This is a genomic window from Streptomyces sp. NBC_00075, assembly GCF_045041225.1.
Taxonomy (GTDB): Bacteria; Actinomycetota; Actinomycetes; order Streptomycetales; family Streptomycetaceae; genus Streptomyces; species Streptomyces adonidis.
On record NZ_CP108243.1, the window covers coordinates 4,258,641 to 4,276,020 of the forward strand.

A 17,380-nucleotide genomic window follows, 5' to 3' on the forward strand; every position below is an offset into this window, starting at 1 on the left:
TCAACGCCAGGCGAGGGTTCGCAGTTCCCTTGCGTGCGCGCAGGCGCGCGTGGGCCGTTCGGGTGAGGGGCCACGCGCGCGTGCGGTCGCGGCGGGTCAGAAGAGTCCGGTGTCGGCGAAGCGCAGTACCAGTTGGGGTGCGCCGGAGAGGGCGATGCCGAGGACGGCTGTCAGGGCGATCGCGGCCGTGAGGGGGGCCGGGGCGCGGTGGCGTTCCTCGGCTCCCTCTGGGGTGCGGAAGAGCAGGGCCGTCCACTGGAGGTAGTAGAAGAGGGCGATCACCACGTTGACGGCCATGATGACGGCCAGCCAGCCGAGTCCGGCGTCAACGGCTGCGGAGAAGACGGTGACCTTCGCGAAGAGGCCGACGATGCCCGGCGGCAGTCCGGCGAGGCACAACAGGAAGAAGCCCAGGACGAGCGCTGCCACGGGGCGGGTGGCGTACAGGCCGCGGTAGTCGCTGACGCGGTTCAGGGGCTTCGTACGGGCCACCAGGGCCGCAACCGCGAAGGCGCCGAGGTTCACGGCGGCGTACATGAGGGCGTACGCGACGGTGGAGCCGATCGACTTCTGGGGGTCGTCGGAGTACGCGGCGGCGGCGATCGGGACCAGGAGGTAGCCGGCCTGGCCGACGGAGGACCAGGCGAGGAGGCGTACCGCGCTGTACGCGCGCGTGGCCTGCTGGCGCAGGGCGCCGACGTTGCCGACGGTCATGGTGAGTGCGGCCAGGGCTGCCAGTGCGGGGCCCCAGACGTCGGCGTACGACGGGAAGGCGACGACGGTGACGAGGATCAGGCCGGAGAAGCCGACGGCCTTGCCGACGACCGACAGATAGGCGGCGATCGGCAGGGGCGCCCCCACGTAGGTGTCGGGTACCCAGAAGTGGAAGGGCACGGCGGCCGTCTTGAAGGCGAAGCCGATGAGGGTGAGGACGACGCCCGCCTGGGCGAGGGTGTGGAGTTGTGGGTCGACGTCCTGGATGCGGTCGGCGATCTCGGTGAGGTAGAGGGTGCCGGTGGACGCGTACACGAAGCTGATGCCCATGAGGCTGACCGCGGTGGCGGTCACGGAGGACAGGAAGAACTTCAGGGCCGCTTCGGAGGACTTGCGGTCGCCGTGCCGGATGCCGACGAGGGCGAAGGCGGGCAGGGAGGCGACCTCCAGGGCGACGATCAGGGTCGCGAGGTCGCGGGAGGCGGGCAGGAGAGCCGCTCCGGCGGCGGAGGACAGCAGCAGGAACCAGTACTCCCCTTCGGGGAGTCCTCGGTCGGCGTCCTTGAGGGCGGTGACCGAGAGGAGGGCGGCGAGCAGCGCACCGCCCAGCACCAGGAACTGGATGACGAGGGTGAAGCGGTCCGCCGTGTAGCTACAGACGTCCGTGCTGCCGGTGAGACAGAAGGTGGCGCGGTCGCCGTCCAGGAGGGGCAGCAGGAGGAGCGCGGAGGCAGTCAGACCTGCGACCGAGGTCCAGCCGAGGACCGCCTTCTTGTTGCCGCCGATGAACAGGTCCGCGACCAGCACGGCGAGCCCCACGACGGCCGCGAGGGTGGGCGGTGCGATGGCGAGCCAGTCGACGGACTGGACGACGGACTGAGCCGTGGACTGGGCCAGGGCGCTCATCGGGGGCCTCCGGAAAGGAGCTGCTGCACGGCCGGGTCGGTCAGCCCGAGGAGGGCCTTCGGCCACAGTCCGGCGACGACGGTGAGGGCGACGAGCGGGGTCCAGGCCGCGAATTCGTACGTCTGTACGTCGGCGAGCTGGGGGGCGTCCGGTTGTGGGGCGGCGCCCATGCAGACGCGGCGTACGACGACGAGCATGTACGCGGCGGTGAGCAGGGTGCCGAACGCGGCGATCGCCGTGAAGGTGAGGAAGGCGGGGCGGCTGAGGTCGTCGGCGGGGTCGAAGGCGCCGAACAGGGCCAGCATCTCGCCCCAGAACCCGGCGAGGCCGGGAAGTCCGAGCGAGGCGACGGCGGCGAAGGCCACGAGGCCGCCGAGGCGCGGGGCGCGGCCGTAGAGGGCGGCGCCGGTGCGGTCGGCGAGGGTGTCGAGGTCGGAGGTGCCCGTGCGGTCCTTCAGCGCGCCGACCAGGAAGAAGAGGAGGCCGGTGATGAGGCCGTGGGCGATGTTGGCGAAGAGCGCGCCGTTGACGCCGGTCGGGGTCATGGTCGAGATGCCGAGGAGCACGAAGCCCATGTGGCCGACGGAGGAGTAGGCGATGAGCCGCTTGAGGTCGCCCTTCGCGCCCTGCCGGGCGAGGGCCAGGCAGGCCAGGGAGCCGTAGATGATCCCGACGACGGCGAAGGCGGCGAGGTAGGGCGCGAAGGTCCGGAATCCGTCGGGTGTGATCGGCAACAGGATGCGCACGAACCCGTACGTGCCCATCTTGAGCAGGACGCCCGCCAGCAGGACCGAGCCGACGGTCGGGGCGGCGGTGTGGGCGTCCGGCAGCCAGCTGTGCAGCGGCCACATCGGCGTCTTGACCGCGAGTCCGATCCCGATCGCCAAAGCGGCGGTGACCTGCACGGATGTGCTCAGTCCAGGGCCGTTGTCAGTGGTGAGTGCCATGATGTCGAACGTGCCCGCCTTGATCCCGATCAGGAGCAGGCCCAGCAGCATGACGACGGATCCGAGCAGGGTGTAGAGGATGAACTTCCAGGCCGCCCGGGTCCGTTGCTCGCCGCCCCAGCGGGCGATGAGGAAGTACATCGGGATGAGCACCATCTCGAAGGCGAGAAAGAACAGCAGCAGGTCGAGGACGGCGAAGGTCGCGAGGGTGCCGGACTCCAGGACGAGCAGGAGTGCGACGAAGGCCTTCGGGGAGGGGCCTGCGGGGAGCTTGAAGTAGGAGTAGAGCGCGCAGAGGAAGGTCAGGAGCGCGGTCAGGACCAGAAGGGGGAGGGAAATGCCGTCGACGCCGAGGTGGATCCGCACGTCGAGTGCGGGAATCCAGCTGATGTCGGTCGTGGCCTGCATCTTCGACGGATGGTCATGGTCGAAGCCGAGCGCGAGGACGATCGCGGCGATGAGCACCGCACCGGTGACGGTCACGCCGTGCCGCAGCACGGCCTGCTCCGGCGACTTCCCCTTCAGCCCGGGCGGGGCCGGCAGGAGAGCGGCGACGGCCCCGATGAGCGGGCCCACGACGAGGAATGCCAGAAGGAACTGCATCACTGACTCGTTGATATCGATCACGCCTGCTCACGCTCCCGTGGCGACGAGGAGGACGGCGACCACCAGGACGACGGTGCCGGCGAGCAGCGCGCTCACATAGGTCTGTACGTTGCCGGTCTGGGCGCGCCGTACGGCGGCACCCAGCAGGCGGGGCACGGCGCTCGCGCCGCGTACGTAGGTGTCGACGACCTCTCGGTCGAGGAACCGGACGAGGGTGGCGCCGGCCTGTACCGGGCGGACGAACAGCACCGTGTACAGGGCGTCCAGGTGGAAGCCGACGGCCGCGTGGCGGTGCAGCGGGCCGAGCAGGAGTCGGCCTGGGTCCGCCGGGTCGGGTGCGCCGGCCATGTCTCCGTAGGCGGGGGTGTGGGTGGCGATGGCCTCGGCCTCGACCAGGCCGCCGTCCGCGTCCGGATGGGCCGCGACAGCGCCCAGGGGGACTCGGGCCGCCAGAGCGGTGGTGTGGCGCCAGGCTCCGTAGGTGACGATGCCGCCGACCAGGGCCACTCCCGTGCCGAGGACGGACGTGGTGAGGGTCGGGGTCAGGTCGTGGCCGTCGAACCAGTCGGGCAGCCTGCCGTAGGCGAACCCGCCCAGGGCGAGGGAGGGGATCGCGAGCACCCAGAGCACGGCGGTCATCGCGACGGGCTGCCTGCCGTGGTCGGGGGCTTCGGCGCCCTTGCCCCGGAAGGCGAGCAGCCACAGGCGGGTCGCGTAGGCGGCGGTGAGCAGGGCCGAGACCAGACCGGCGACGAGGACGATCCAGCCTGCGGCATCCGGGATGCCCTCGGCGTGGCCGGTGGAGACGTGTTCGGCGGCGCCGAGGACGGACTCCTTGGAGAAGAAGCCGCTGAAGGGCGGGATCGCGGCGAGGGCGAGGAGCGCCACGGTCATCGTCCAGTAGGCGTCGGGGACGCGGGCGCGCAGGTTGCCCATGCGGGACATGGCGGCCAGTGAGTTGGTGCCGGCGGCGTGGATGATCACGCCGGCCGCGAGGAACAGCAGCGCCTTGAAGGCGCCGTGGGTGAGGAGGTGGAAGACGGCGGCACCGCGGTCGCCGACGGCGAGGGCGCCGGTCATGTAGCCGAGCTGGCCGATCGTCGAGTAGGCGAGGACGCGCTTGATGTCGTCCTGGGCGAGGGCGGCGAGGGCGGAGCCGGCCATCGTGACGGCGGCCATGACGGCGAGGACGACCAGTGCGGCCGAGGAGGCCGCGAAGACCGGGAGGAGCCGGGCGACGAAGTAGACACCGGCGGCGACCATCGTCGCGGCGTGGATCAGCGCGGAGACGGGAGTGGGGCCCGCCATCGCGTCGGGGAGCCAGGTGTGCAGCGGGAACTGCGCCGACTTTCCCGCCACGCCGGCCAGGAGCAGCAGGGCGACCAGTGTGGGGTGGTCGAGGCCGCCGGTCGCGACGGTGCCGAGGATCTTCGTGATCCGGAAGGACCCGGCGTCGGTGGCGAGCGCGAACAGGCCGATCAGGAAGGGGACATCACCGAGTTTGGTGACGAGGAAGGCCTTGAGGGAGGCGGCGCGGGCCTCCGGGGTCTCCCAGTAGTGGCCGACCAGGAAGTACGAGCAGATGCCCATGATCTCCCAGCCGACCAGCAGCACCATCAGGTCGCCGGAGTAGACGACGAGCAGCATCGCGGAGGTGAAGAGGGAGACGAGAGCGGCGTACGAGGGGTAGCGCGGATCGTCGCGCAGATAGCCCGTCGAGTAGATCTGCACACAGGTCGCGACCAGGCCGACCAGGACGGCGACGAGGGCGGCGAAGCCGTCGATGTACAGGGCGAGTTCGACGGGGACCGAGCCGGTGGGTGTCAGCTCGGTGGCGGCGTCGACGGCCCGGTCGCCGCCCTGGCGTACGGCGACGACCACGGCGAGGGCGAGCGCCGTGAGGGTGGGCAGTACGGCGAGGGGGCGTACGAAGCCGGGGGCCGTGCGGCCCAGGAGCAGACCGGCCGCGGCGCCCAGGAACGGAAGGAGGGGGACGAGGACGGCGAGGGTGGTCGTGGTCACGCGGTGGCCTCAGCCTTCTCGTCTTCCGATGCCGTGCCGTCCGTGCTGTCCGTGGCGTCCGTGCCGGTGGCTTCGTCGGGGCCGTGCGGCTCGGCTGTGTCGCGGAGCTTGTCGATGTCGGCGGTGCCCCGGTTGCGGTGGACGGCGAGGACGATCGCCAGGCCGATGCCGATCTCGGCGGCCGCGATGGCGATGGTGAACAGGGTGAGGGCCTGGCCGGAGTGCAGGGTCTCGCGGGCGGTCCTGCTGAGCCAGACGTCGAAGGCGACCAGGTTGAGGTTGACGGCGTTGAGCATCAGCTCGACGGACATCAGGACCAGGATCGCGTTGCGGCGGGCGAGGACGCCGTAGAGGCCCGTGGAGAAAAGGAGGGCGGCGAGTACGGCGGGATAGGCGAGGTGCATCAGTGGGCACCGTCCTGCTCAGCCGGGTTGTTTCGCCCGATCGGGTGATTCCGGGAATCCGGGACAGAGGGGGAACTACCGGTCACGGCTCGGGAGTTCACAGGGGGAGAGCTCGACTCCGCCTTCGTCTTGCGGGACAGGACGATCGCCCCGACCAGGGCCGCGAGGAGAAGGACGGAGAGGGCCTCGAAGGGCAGGACCCAGTTCTGGAAGAGGCTCGCACCGGTGACGGCGGTGGAGCCGGCGGCGGCTCCGTCCAGGTCGATCCAGGTCGTGCGGAAGGCGTCGACGACGACCCAGACCAGGGCGGCGGCCGAGGAGAGGGCCACGGCGAGGGCGGCCCAGCGGTTGCCGGAGTCGGCGTCCGGGGAGCGTCCGATGGGGGCCCTGGTGAGCATCAGACCGAAGAGAAGGAGGACGACGACGGAACCGACATAGATGAGGACCTGTACCCAGGCGATGAACTCGGCTGTGAGGAGGAGGTATTCGACGGCGAGGCCGCCGAGGGTCACCACCAGCCACAGGGCGGCGTGCACCAGCTGCCGGGTGGTGACGGTGACGAGCGCGGCGCCGAAGGTGACCAGGCCGACGAGGAGGAAGGCGATCTCGACGCCGGTCGGGGAGAGGAAGCCGTGGGTTTCGGAGGCGGCGGTCGTGGTGCGTGCTGCCGTCGCGGCGGCTGCGGCAAGGCTCACGAGTTCCCCTCCTGCGGTTCGGTCTGCTGGGGTTCGGTCTCCTGCGGTTCGGGCTGGGTGGCCGCCAGCTTCTCCGCCGCTTTGCGGGCCGCCGCGATCTCCTTCGGTTCCTCGGCCGCGGGGTCGAGGGCGGGCGGGGCCGGGACCGTCCACATCCACTCGCGGAGCTTGTCGCGCTCGTGGGTGAGTTCGTGGATGTCGGTCTCGGCGTACTCGAACTCCGGGGACCAGAAGAGGGCGTCGAAGGGGCACACCTCGATGCAGATACCGCAGTACATGCAGAGGGAGAAGTCGATGGCGAAACGGTCGAGGACGTTGCGGCTGCGCTCGCGGCCACCGGGAGCGGCGGCCGGGACGGTCTCCTTGTGGGAGTCGATGTAGATGCACCAGTCCGGGCACTCGCGGGCGCACAGCATGCAGACCGTGCAGTTCTCCTCGAAGAGGCCGATGACTCCGCGGCTGCGGGGCGGGAGGTCGGGCTGGGCGTCCGGGTACTGCGCGGTGACGGTCTTCTTCGTCATCGTGCGCAGGGTGACGGCCAGGCCCTTGGCCAGGCCTGAGCCAGGGATGGGGGCCACTAGGAGATCACCACCTTGACGATGCCGGTGAGGGCGATCTGAGCGAGGGAAAGGGGGACGAGGAGGGTCCAGGCGAGCTTCTGGAGCTGGTCCTCGCGCAGGCGCGGGTAGGTGACGCGCAGCCAGATGACGACGAAGGCGAGGACGGCTGTCTTGAGGAGGGTCCAGACCCAGCCGAGGCCGTCGGCGGACCAGGGGCCGTGCCAGCCGCCCAGGAAGAGGACGGTGGTGAGGCCGCACAGGACGACGATCCCGGCGTACTCGGCGAGGAGGAAGAGAGCGAAGCGAAGGCCGGTGTACTCGGTGTAGGCCCCGAAGATGATCTCCGAGTCGGCCACCGGCATGTCGAAGGGGGGCCGCTGGAGTTCGGCGAGGCCGGCGACGAAGAAGACGATCGCGCCGACGATCTGCCAGGGCAGCCACCACCACTCGAAGGCGTCGACGATGCCGGGGAGCGAGACCGTGCCGGCGGCCATCGCGACCGAGGCGGCGGTCAGCAGCATCGGGAGTTCGTAGGCGAGGAGTTGGGCGGCGGTGCGTAGGCCGCCGAGGAGGGAGAACTTGTTGGCCGACGCCCAGCCGGCCATCAGCGAGCCGAGGACGCCGACGCCCATGACGGCGAGGACGAAGAAGATGCCCGCGTCGACGACCTCGCCGACGGCGCCCTCGCCCGGGCCGATCGGAATGGCGAGGAGGACGAGGAGGTACGGGAGGAGGGCCACGGCCGGGGCCAGTTGGAAGATACGGCGGTCGGCTCCGGCCGGGACGATGTCTTCCTTCTGGGCGAACTTGACGCCGTCGGCGACGAGTTGGGCCCAGCCGTGGAAGCCACCGGCGTACATCGGGCCGAGGCGGCCCTGCATATGGGCCATCACCTTGTGCTCGGTCTGACCGACGATCAGGGGGAAGGTGAGGAAGACGACGAAGACGATCAGGAGTCGCAGGGCGACGTCGAGCGCGTCGTTCACTGCGAGCCTCCTGGGGGGTTCTCGGGGGTGCCCTTTTCGGGGGCGGGGTCGCCCGGGGCCGGGGTTTCCGGTGCAGGAGCCTCGGTCGGTTCGGGGGCCTCGGTCGGTTCAGGGGCTTTCGGCGTGGGCTCGTCGAAGGCGGGGCGGGCGTGGTGCCAGGGGGCGTCCGCCGTGGGGGGTGGCTTGGGTGCCTCTGTCGGCGGGGGCTCGGGAGCGGCGGCCTCGGTCGGCGGTGTCTGGGGGCGCTGCGACGCCGAGCCCTGGCTTGCGCTGCGCGACCGGCGGGGGGTGGCCGGCGGGGCGGCCTCCGTGGGGGTGCCCTCCGTTGCCGGGGGCGAGCCCGCCGGGGTCTGGCCCGCCGGGGCTGCCGGGGACGGGTCTGCCGGGAGCTGGCTTGCCGGACCCGCCGGGGGCTGGCCCGCCGGGGCTTGGCTTGCTGAGCCTTCCGAGGTCGTGCGGGTGCGGCGTGGCGGGCGGTCGGCGGGCGTGCGGCCGGCGGCTGCTCGGGTCGGGCGGGTCGGGGCCGGGGGGAGTTGGCCCTTCAGGGGGCCCCATTCGTTGGGGTCGGGGACGCCCGGTGGGAGCATCTGGCGGCGCTTGGGGCCGCCGTGCTCCGACTCCCCCGGTTCCTTGGCGCCCGGCCAGGCCTTGGCTACGCGGGCCGCCAGGACGAAGTCCTTGCGGAGGGGGTGGCCCTCGAAGGTCTCCGGGAGAAGGAGGTGGTCCAGGCCCGGGTGGCCCTCGAAACGTACGCCGAACATTTCGTGGGTCTCGCGCTCGTGCCAGGCGGCGCCAGCGTAGACGTCCACGAGGGAGGGGAGTACGGGGGACTCGTGCGGGACTGTCGTGCGTACGAGGAGGCGGCGGACCGGGGAGAGGGCGACCACGTGGGCTGCGACGCGGAAGCCGGTGCCCGGTTCGTCGACCGCGCTGAGCCAGTCGAAGTAGGTGCAGGAGAGACGGTCGCGCGCTGTCTCCAGGGCCGCCGTCCAGGAGGTCGGGGGTACGTCGACGGTCAGGACGTCGTAGGACTCCTCGGCGGTGGCCTCCGTACCGAAGAGGTCCTCGGTGGGGGCGGGCAGCCAGCCGGTTGCCGTCATCTCTTCGACTCCCCTGCGGCCGGCGGCTGCACCAGGGGGCTCTGGAGTGCGGCCGGGGACGGGCGGGTCGATCGGGCGGACGCGTACCGCTCGCCCAGGGACTCGCGGGCGATCTTCTCCTGAAGTTTGAGGATGCCCTGGAGGAGGGCCTCGGGGCGGGGCGGGCAGCCGGGGACGTAGACGTCGACCGGGATGATCTGGTCGACGCCCTTGGTCACGGAGTAGGAGTCCCAGTAGGGGCCGCCGCAGTTGCTGCACGCGCCGAAGGAGATGACGTACTTCGGCTCGGGCATCTGTTCGTAGAGGCGGCGTACCGCCGGGGCCATCTTGTCCGTGACCGTGCCCGAGACCACCATCAGGTCGGCCTGGCGGGGGCCTGGGGCGAAGGGGATCACGCCGAGGCGGATGAAGTCGTGGCGGGCCATGGACGCGGCGATGAACTCGATGGCGCAGCAGGCGAGGCCGAAGTTGAAGACCCAGAGCGAGTAGCGGCGGCCCCAGTTCAGGACCACCTTCATCGGTTCGGGGGCCAGGCGGGCGAGGGCGCCCAGCCGTTTCGGCTCCGGCAGCAGCACGGGAACCGATTCCCGTGAATTCGTTTCTGGCGTCACGTCCATGTCAGGACGCCCTTCTTGTATGCGTAGAGCAGGCCAACGGCCAGGAAGCCGAGGAAGATGAACATCTCGACGAGGGTGGTCGCGCCGTAGCCCGGGGCGGCGAAGACGGTGGCCCAGGGGAACAGGAAGATCGAGTCGACGGCGAAGATGACGTAGAGGAAGGCGTAGACGTAGTAGCGGACCTGGGTGTGGGCCCAGCCCTCGCCGACGGGGTCGACACCGCACTCGTACGTCATGAGCTTCTCGGGGGTCGGGACCACGGGGCGCAGCAGGCGGCCGGCCCCGAAGGCGACCGCGACGAAGAGCACCCCGACGACGGCGAGCAGGCCGACGACGGAGTAGGAGCGGAAGTACTCCGACGCCACGACGTACTGCGTGTGCTCCGTCGTGGCGGTGGCGGTCGGTACCTGCACGTCCGTCCCTCGCTCCCTGGCGTTCGGCGATCTGTACGGACGGGAGTCTAGGGCCTGCTAAAGAGACCGTAAGCAGCCCGTCACACATGGCCATGCCCGAAGTGATGTGCAAGGTGGGGTTTTCCCCCGGGTCGGCGGGCGGTCCGCCTCATGGCGCCGGGGCGCGGCGGCGGGCAGGCTGGCGAACATGACCGCACGTATCACCGCCACCAGCGCGGAAACCGAGGGCGACCGACTGCCCCCTGTCCGTTTCGCCCTCGCCCCGCACACCTGGAAGGAGATCGCCCATCTCCTGGCCAACCTGCCGATGGCGTTGTTCGGTTTTGTGTATGTGGTGACCGTGGTGTCCGTGGGTTCCTTCCTCGCGCTCACGGTGATCGGCCTTCCGATCCTCGCCGGCGGGCTGATGGGCGCGCGCCTGCTGGGCCGGTTCGAGCGGGCGCGGGCCAGGGCGCTGCTCGGGGTACGGGTGGACGAGCCGAGTCCGCTGCCGTTGCGCGGCGGGCGGGGCGCCCGGGGCCAGGAGCTCGGGTTCTTCGGGCAGTTGTGGATGGCGTTGAAGGACCCGGTCGGCTGGCGGACCATCCTGTACGACTTCGTGCGGCTCCCGTGGGCCGTTCTCACCTTCACTGTCGTGCTCGTGTCGTTGTTCGTGCTGTGGCCGGTGCTGCCGTTCGTTGCGCGGGGGCTCACCAACGTGGACCGGGCGATGGTGCGCGGGCTGCTGTCGCCCTCCGACGAGCTGGAACGCCGTATCGCCGAACTGGAGTCCGACCGGGGGGTCGTGGTCGACACGGCCGCCGCCGATCTGCGGCGGATCGAGCGCGATCTGCACGACGGGGCGCAGGCCCGGCTCGTGAACCTCGCGATGGGGCTCGGGCTGGCCAAGGAGAAGCTGCTGGAGGGCCAGGCCGACGAACATGTGGCAGCGATGGTCGAGGAGGCGCACGGCGAGGTGAAGCTCGCGCTTCAGGAGCTGCGCGATCTGGCGCGCGGGATCCATCCGGCGGTGCTGACGGACCGGGGGCTGGATGCCGCGCTGTCTTCGGTGGCATCACGGTGCACGGTGCCGGTGCAGGTCACGGCCGATCTGCCGGCCAGGCCGGCCGCCGCCATCGAGGGCATCGCCTACTTCACGGTCTCCGAGCTGCTCCAGAACATCAGCAAGCACAGTGGGGCGCGGAACGCCTCCGTCGACGTGTGGCGCACCGAGGACCGGCTGCTGATCCAGGTCTGGGACGACGGCCGGGGCGGGGCGCGGCTGGACGGCGGTACGGGGATGGCGGGGCTCGCGGACCGGCTGGGCGCGGTGGACGGGCTGTTCGTCATCGAGTCGCCCGAGGGCGGGCCCACGACGGTCACGGCCGAGTTGCCCTGGCGGGAGCGGATCGAGCAGTCGTAGGCAGGGCTTCCTTTTCAGGGTCTTGGTAGGGAAAACCCCCGGGGGAAGACGCCTACGTGCTCCATGGTCCGTGGGGGTCGGGGCGAGCAGGCTGATGGCAGGCGAACAGGGCAGCGGCGGGCGCGCCGACTGGGACTCGTAGGACTAGTAGGACGGACTGGGGCGATGGCCATGGAGTACGGACAGGGGTACGGGCAGCAGGGCGGGCCCGGGGCCGGATTCCACGGGACGGGCGACGGGGTTGCCGGAGGCTTCGGGGAGTGGGGGCGGGGAATGGCGGAGGATCAGGAGCCTGGGCGGGGGCGGCGGTTTCGGTTGCCGGCCGCGTTGCGGGCGCCCGTCGAGGCGCGCAGCTGGCGTGAGTTCGCGTATGTGCTGCTGAGCCTGCCGGTCAGCGTGCTGGTGTTCACGTACGCCGTCACCATGGCCTCCACCGGTGCGGGGCTGCTGATCACCTTCCTCGGGATTCCGGTGCTGGCCGTGGGCCTGGCGGGGTGCCGGGGGTTCGGGGTGCTGGAACGGAAGATGGCGCGGGCGCTGATCGGCGCCGACGTTGCCGAACCGGAGCCGGTGCGGACCCGCAAGTCGGGGGCGGCGGCCTGGATGGGGGGCGTGCTCAAGAGCGGTACCTCGTGGCGGCATCTGCTGTTCTCGGTGCTGCATCTGCCTTGGGCGATGTTCTCGTTCCTGGTCGCGGTGATCTTTTGGGTCTATGGGTGGGCGCTGCTCACGTATCCGCTGTGGTTCTGGGTTTTTCCGATGTACGGCGGGCAGGACGGCCTTCAGCTGTACGGCGACGAGACTCACCGGATCTACCTCGACAACCCGTTCGAGGTCACCGTGACCGCGCTGGTCGGGCTGTTGTTCACCATGGCCACGCCCTGGATCGTGCGGGCGCTGACCCTGGTCGACCGGGTCATGGTGCAGGGGCTGCTCGGGCCGTCGCGGCTGGCGACGCGGGTCGTCGAGCTGGAGTCCGACCGGGGGGTCGTGGTCGACACGGCCGCCGCCGATCTGCGGCGGATCGAGCGGGATCTGCATGACGGGGCGCAGGCGCGGCTGGTGGCTCTGGCCATGGATCTGGGGCTCGCGAAGGAGAAGCTCACGGAGGATCCGCAGGCTGCGGCTCGGATGGTGGACGAGGCGCACGGTGAGGTGAAGACGGCCTTGCAGGAGCTGCGGGATCTGGCGCGGGGGATTCATCCGGCGGTGCTGACGGATCGGGGGCTGGACGCTGCTCTGTCGGCGGTGGCTTCTCGGTGTGCGGTGCCTGTGCAGGTGGAGGTGGATCTGGTGGAGCGGCCTGCTGCGGCGATCGAGGGGATCGCTTACTTCACGGTGTCGGAGCTGTTGCAGAACGTGAGCAAGCATGCGTCGGCCGCGTCGGCGTCGGTGGATGTGTGGCGGGTGGAGAACCGGTTGATGTTGCAGGTGGTGGATGACGGGGTGGGGGGTGCGGATGCCTCCGGCGGGTCGGGGTTGGCGGGGTTGGCGGGGCGGCTTGATGCGGTGGATGGGATTTTGGTGGTGGATTCTCCGGTGGGGGGGCCTACTCGGGTTACTGCGGAGTTGCCTTGGCGGGGGTGAGCGGTGGTGCGGGGGCGGTTTTTTTCGCCCCCGCCGCCCCTACCCGTCCCATCCCGTTCCTGGGGGCTGCGCCCCCAGACCCCCCTTCGCGCTGAACGCGCTCGTCCTCAAACGCCGGACGGGCTGGATGGGGCCGGCGTTCGAGGGCAACCGTGCTGAGCCCACCCTTTTCCCCGCCCACCCACCTGCCACCACCCACTCAGCCCGTCCGGCGCTTGAGGACGAGCGCGTTCAGCGCGATGCGGGGGTTCGGGGGCGGCAGCCCCCGAGGATGGGAACGGGTAAGGGCGGCGGGGGCGAGACAACTGCCCGAGCCGTGCAGGAAACCCCTCGACATCTTCCCCCTCCTCGTCCGAATACTGGGATGCTGGAGCCTGGTGTTCGGACGGGGTATGGGGGGGCCGGGGAATCGTGGAGGACAGGGTGCGGGTCGTCATCGCCGAGGATTCAGTGCTGCTTCGGGAGGGCCTGACCCGGTTGTTGACCGACCGTGGGCATGACGTCGTCGCCGGTGTGGGTGACGGGGTCGCGCTGATCAAGACCATTACCGAGCTGGCCGCACAGGACGAGCTCCCGGACGTCGTCGTCGCGGATGTGCGGATGCCGCCCACGCATACCGACGAAGGGGTCCGTGCCGCCGTACAGCTGCGGAAGTCGCATCCGGAACTCGGTGTGCTCGTGCTGTCGCAGTACGTCGAGGAGCGGTACGCGACCGAGCTGCTCGCCGGGTCCAGCCGGGGCGTCGGGTATCTGCTGAAGGACCGGGTCGCCGAGGTGCGGGAGTTCGTGGACGCGGTGGTGCGGGTGGCCCAGGGGGGTACCGCTCTCGATCCCGAGGTCGTGGCCCAGTTGCTGGGGCGCAGCCGTAAGCAGGACGTGCTTGCCGGGCTCACGCCCCGGGAGCGGGAGGTGCTGGGGCTGATGGCCGAGGGGCGGACCAATTCGGCCATCGCGCGGCAGCTCGTCGTGAGTGACGGTGCCGTCGAGAAGCACGTCAGCAATATTTTTCTGAAGCTGGGGCTTTCGCCGAGCGACGGTGATCACCGGCGGGTTCTGGCCGTTCTGACCTACCTCAACTCCTAGCAGTCTGACACCCCGTCAGGGACCGGCCGCACCCGGCAACAGGCGCTCGGTCCGCGGCAGAACCGGAGACCCGGCCGGGAGCGTCTACCGAGTCAGCGCTGCGGGGCAGGAAATCATGACAAGTCAGGGCGCCGAACCGTCTCAAAATGGCGTCCATCATGCGATCGGTCCAGGGAAGGCGACCCTTACCGACGTACTGTTGATCCTGGGAAGGTCCGCGGGAGGGCCGCCCCAGGCCGCCGCCTCGAAGGAGGTCCAGTTCAGTGACCAGCCAGGTCAGCAGTCCAGCGGACAGTTCAGCGAACGGTTCAGCGAACGGGTCAGCGGAGAAGGCCGACTCAGACGTCGGAGCCGTCGGATCCGTCGTGGGAGAGCAGCGCAGTCCGGCCGGTGTGAAGGACGTACGGCGACTCGATCGGGTGATTATTCGGTTCGCGGGGGACTCCGGGGACGGAATGCAGCTCACGGGGGACCGTTTCACCTCCGAGACCGCGTCCTTCGGGAACGATCTGTCCACTCTGCCGAACTTCCCCGCCGAGATCCGAGCGCCCGCAGGAACACTGCCGGGCGTTTCTTCGTTCCAACTGCATTTCGCCGACCACGACATCCTCACGCCCGGTGACGCGCCCAATGTGCTCGTCGCGATGAACCCGGCCGCGCTGAAGGCGAACATCGCCGATGTGCCGCGCGGCGCCGAGATCATCGTCAACACGGACGAGTTCACCAAGCGGGCCATGCAGAAGGTCGGGTATCCGGTCTCCCCATTGGAGGACGGCTCGCTTGACGGGTACAGCCTGCATCCCGTGCCGTTGACCACTCTCACCGTCGAGGCGCTCAAGGAGTTCGCGCTCTCCCGCAAGGAGGCCGAGCGCAGCAAGAACATGTTCGCGCTGGGGCTGTTGAGCTGGATGTACCACCGGCCGACCGAGGGCACCGAGAAGTTCCTGGCCGCCAAGTTCGCCAAGAAGCCCGAGATCGCCGCCGCCAACCTCGCCGCGTTCAGGGCCGGTTGGAACTTCGGGGAGACCACTGAGGATTTCGCGGTGAGTTACGAGGTCGCGCCGGCCTCCACCGCGTTCCCCACCGGGACCTATCGCAACATCTCCGGGAACCTGGCTCTGTCGTACGGGCTCATCGCGGCCGGCCAACAGGCCGATCTGCCGCTGTACTTGGGGTCGTACCCGATCACGCCCGCCTCGGACATCCTGCACGAGCTGAGCCGGCACAAGAACTTCGGGGTCCGGACCTTCCAGGCCGAGGACGAGATCGCGGGTATCGGGGCCGCGTTGGGCGCCGCCTTCGGCGGGGCGCTGGCCGTCACCACCACCTCCGGGCCGGGGGTGGCGCTGAAGTCCGAGACCATCGGGCTGGCCGTTTCGATGGAACTGCCCTTGCTGGTCATCGACATCCAGCGCGGCGGGCCCTCCACCGGGCTGCCGACCAAGACCGAGCAGGCCGACCTGTTGCAGGCCATGTTCGGGCGCAACGGCGAGGCCCCGGTCCCGATCGTGGCCCCGTGCACGCCCGCCGACTGCTTCGACGCGGCGATCGAGGCCGCCCGGATCGCGCTCACCTACCGCACTCCCGTCTTCCTGCTCTCCGACGGGTATCTCGCCAACGGCTCGGAGCCCTGGCGCATCCCCGAGGTCGACGAACTGCCCGATCTGCGGGTGCAGTTCGCCCAGGGACCCAACCACACCCTCGACGACGGCACCGAGGTCTTCTGGCCCTACAAGCGGGACCCGCAGACCCTCGCCCGGCCGTGGGCGATCCCCGGCACCCCCGGGCTCGAACACCGGATCGGTGGCATCGAGAAGCAGGACGGCACGGGCAACATCTCGTACGACCCGGCCAACCACGACCTGATGGTCCGTACCCGCCAGGCCAAGATCGACGGCATCGACGTACCGGATCTCGTTGTCGACGAGCCGTCGGGCGCTGCCAACACCCTTGTGCTGGGCTGGGGTTCCACCTACGGGCCGATCACGGCGGCCGTACGGCGGCTGCGGGCGGCCGGGCAGCCGATCGCGCAGGCCCATCTGCGCCACCTCAACCCCTTCCCGCGCAACCTCGGTGAGGTGTTGAGGCGTTACGACCGGGTCGTGATCCCCGAGATGAACCTCGGCCAGCTCGCCACGCTGATCCGGGCGAAGTACCTGGTGGACGCCCACTCGTACAACCAGGTCAACGGTATGCCGTTCAAGGCCGAACAGCTCGCCACGGCTCTCAAGGAGGCCATCGATGGCTGAGACGTCCACGGAAGGCTCCGGTACCGGCACGATCGAGGCACTCACTCTGGTGCCCAAGGCCGAGGCCAGGCAGTCCATGAAGGACTTCAAGTCCGATCAGGAAGTGCGCTGGTGCCCCGGCTGCGGGGACTACGCGGTCCTCGCCGCCGTACAGGGCTTCATGCCCGAGCTGGGGCTGGCGAAGGAGAACATCGTCTTCGTGTCCGGGATCGGGTGCTCCTCCCGCTTCCCGTACTACATGAACACCTACGGGATGCATTCGATCCACGGGCGCGCTCCCGCCATCGCCACCGGCCTCGCCACCAGCCGACGCGATCTGTCCGTCTGGGTGGTCACCGGTGACGGCGACGCGCTCTCCATCGGCGGCAACCATCTGATCCACGCCCTGCGGCGCAACGTCAACCTCAAGATCCTGCTCTTCAACAACCGGATCTACGGGCTGACCAAGGGCCAGTACTCGCCCACCAGCGAGGTCGGCAAGATCACCAAGTCGACGCCGATGGGCTCGCTGGACGCGCCCTTCAACCCGGTGTCGCTGGCGATCGGCGCCGAGGCGTCCTTCGTGGCCCGGACCGTCGACTCCGACCGCAAGCACCTCACGGGCGTGCTGCGCGAGGCCGCCGCCCACCCCGGGACCGCGCTCGTCGAGATCTACCAGAACTGCAACATCTTCAACGACGGCGCCTTCGAGGTCCTCAAGGACAAGCAGCAGGCCGAGGAGGCGGTGATCCGGCTGGAGCACGGGCAGCCGATCCGCTTCGGCACCGACCACGCCAAGGGTGTCGTACGGGACCGGGCGACCGGCGATCTGAAGGTGGTCGCCGTCACCGCCGACAACGAGGCCGACGTGCTCGTGCACGACGCGCACTCCGCGTCCCCGACCACCGCGTTCGCGCTCTCCCGGCTCGCCGACCCGGACACCCTGCACCACACGCCCATCGGCGTCTTCCGCTCGGTCGACCGGCCCGTGTACGACACACAGATGGCCGAGCAGCTGGACACCGCGATCGTCCAGAACGGCAAGGGCGACCTCGGCGCACTGCTCACGGGCAGCGACACCTGGACCGTCGCCGGCTGACCTGTTCGCGA

16 protein-coding genes are annotated in these 17,380 nt (G+C 70.0%); 5 read left to right on the forward strand and 11 right to left on the reverse strand.

The window, feature by feature from the left end; genetic code table 11:
• Positions 1 to 96 precede the first annotated feature (96 nt).
• Genes OG787_RS18270 through OG787_RS18315 form a run of 10 tightly spaced genes read right to left on the reverse strand, consistent with a single transcriptional unit; the run spans position 97 to position 9,970 of the window.
• Positions 97 to 1,620 carry an NADH-quinone oxidoreductase subunit N gene (locus OG787_RS18270; RefSeq protein ID WP_405535747.1) on the reverse strand — a complete coding sequence of 508 codons (1,524 nt, stop codon included), beginning with the start codon at positions 1,618 to 1,620 and terminating at the stop codon, positions 97 to 99.
• Positions 1,617 to 3,194, reverse strand: a complete 1,578-nt coding sequence (locus OG787_RS18275; protein WP_405535748.1) for an NADH-quinone oxidoreductase subunit M — start codon at positions 3,192 to 3,194, stop codon at positions 1,617 to 1,619. Before OG787_RS18275 ends, OG787_RS18270 begins: the two co-directional genes overlap by 4 nt.
• Before the next feature lie 6 nt (positions 3,195 to 3,200).
• Positions 3,201 to 5,195, reverse strand: coding sequence for an NADH-quinone oxidoreductase subunit L (locus OG787_RS18280; protein ID WP_405535749.1), 1,995 nt, complete (start codon positions 5,193 to 5,195; stop codon positions 3,201 to 3,203).
• On the reverse strand, positions 5,192 to 5,599 hold the full coding sequence (nuoK, locus tag OG787_RS18285) for an NADH-quinone oxidoreductase subunit NuoK (protein WP_405535750.1): 408 nt from the start codon (positions 5,597 to 5,599) through the stop codon (positions 5,192 to 5,194). Before nuoK ends, OG787_RS18280 begins: the two co-directional genes overlap by 4 nt.
• Positions 5,599 to 6,294: an NADH-quinone oxidoreductase subunit J gene (locus OG787_RS18290; protein WP_405535751.1), complete on the reverse strand. Its 696-nt coding sequence runs from the start codon at positions 6,292 to 6,294 to the stop codon at positions 5,599 to 5,601. Before OG787_RS18290 ends, nuoK begins: the two co-directional genes overlap by 1 nt.
• A complete protein-coding gene (locus OG787_RS18295; RefSeq protein ID WP_369036407.1) occupies positions 6,291 to 6,872 on the reverse strand; it encodes an NADH-quinone oxidoreductase subunit I in 582 nt (193 codons plus the stop codon). Before OG787_RS18295 ends, OG787_RS18290 begins: the two co-directional genes overlap by 4 nt.
• Positions 6,872 to 7,840 carry an NADH-quinone oxidoreductase subunit H gene (locus tag OG787_RS18300; protein WP_369036405.1) on the reverse strand — a complete coding sequence of 323 codons (969 nt, stop codon included), beginning with the start codon at positions 7,838 to 7,840 and terminating at the stop codon, positions 6,872 to 6,874. Before OG787_RS18300 ends, OG787_RS18295 begins: the two co-directional genes overlap by 1 nt.
• Positions 7,837 to 8,940 (reverse strand): NADH-quinone oxidoreductase subunit C, encoded by a 1,104-nt coding sequence (locus tag OG787_RS18305; protein WP_405535752.1) that lies wholly within the window; start codon positions 8,938 to 8,940, stop codon positions 7,837 to 7,839. The genes OG787_RS18300 and OG787_RS18305 overlap by 4 nt, the downstream gene beginning before the upstream one ends.
• Entirely contained in the window at positions 8,937 to 9,557 is a 621-nt protein-coding gene (locus OG787_RS18310; protein ID WP_369036403.1) for an NADH-quinone oxidoreductase subunit B, read from the reverse strand. Before OG787_RS18310 ends, OG787_RS18305 begins: the two co-directional genes overlap by 4 nt.
• On the reverse strand, positions 9,548 to 9,970 hold the full coding sequence (locus tag OG787_RS18315; RefSeq protein WP_369036402.1) for an NADH-quinone oxidoreductase subunit A: 423 nt from the start codon (positions 9,968 to 9,970) through the stop codon (positions 9,548 to 9,550). The genes OG787_RS18310 and OG787_RS18315 overlap by 10 nt, the downstream gene beginning before the upstream one ends.
• A gap of 187 nt (positions 9,971 to 10,157) precedes the next feature.
• Between OG787_RS18315 and OG787_RS18320 the strand changes: the two genes are divergently transcribed.
• Both OG787_RS18320 and OG787_RS18325 read left to right on the forward strand, forming a co-directional pair.
• On the forward strand, positions 10,158 to 11,372 hold the full coding sequence (locus OG787_RS18320) for a sensor histidine kinase (RefSeq protein ID WP_405535753.1): 1,215 nt from the start codon (positions 10,158 to 10,160) through the stop codon (positions 11,370 to 11,372).
• A gap of 165 nt (positions 11,373 to 11,537) precedes the next feature.
• Positions 11,538 to 12,959 carry a sensor histidine kinase gene (locus OG787_RS18325; protein ID WP_405535754.1) on the forward strand — a complete coding sequence of 474 codons (1,422 nt, stop codon included), beginning with the start codon at positions 11,538 to 11,540 and terminating at the stop codon, positions 12,957 to 12,959.
• Positions 12,960 to 13,158: 199 nt separating this feature from the next.
• Here OG787_RS18325 and OG787_RS18330 read toward each other — a convergent pair whose 3' ends face one another.
• Entirely contained in the window at positions 13,159 to 13,296 is a 138-nt protein-coding gene (locus tag OG787_RS18330; protein ID WP_369033550.1) for a hypothetical protein, read from the reverse strand.
• A gap of 86 nt (positions 13,297 to 13,382) precedes the next feature.
• Between OG787_RS18330 and OG787_RS18335 the strand changes: the two genes are divergently transcribed.
• From OG787_RS18335 to OG787_RS18345, 3 genes are all read left to right on the forward strand, one after another.
• Complete coding sequence (locus OG787_RS18335; RefSeq protein WP_330290511.1) at positions 13,383 to 14,042, forward strand: response regulator transcription factor; 660 nt, start codon at positions 13,383 to 13,385, stop codon at positions 14,040 to 14,042.
• Between the two features lie 263 nt (positions 14,043 to 14,305).
• Positions 14,306 to 16,291 carry a 2-oxoacid:acceptor oxidoreductase subunit alpha gene (locus tag OG787_RS18340; RefSeq protein WP_405535755.1) on the forward strand — a complete coding sequence of 662 codons (1,986 nt, stop codon included), beginning with the start codon at positions 14,306 to 14,308 and terminating at the stop codon, positions 16,289 to 16,291.
• Positions 16,284 to 17,369 (forward strand): 2-oxoacid:ferredoxin oxidoreductase subunit beta, encoded by a 1,086-nt coding sequence (locus OG787_RS18345; protein ID WP_405535756.1) that lies wholly within the window; start codon positions 16,284 to 16,286, stop codon positions 17,367 to 17,369. The genes OG787_RS18340 and OG787_RS18345 overlap by 8 nt, the downstream gene beginning before the upstream one ends.
• The last annotated feature ends 11 nt before the right edge of the window (positions 17,370 to 17,380 follow it).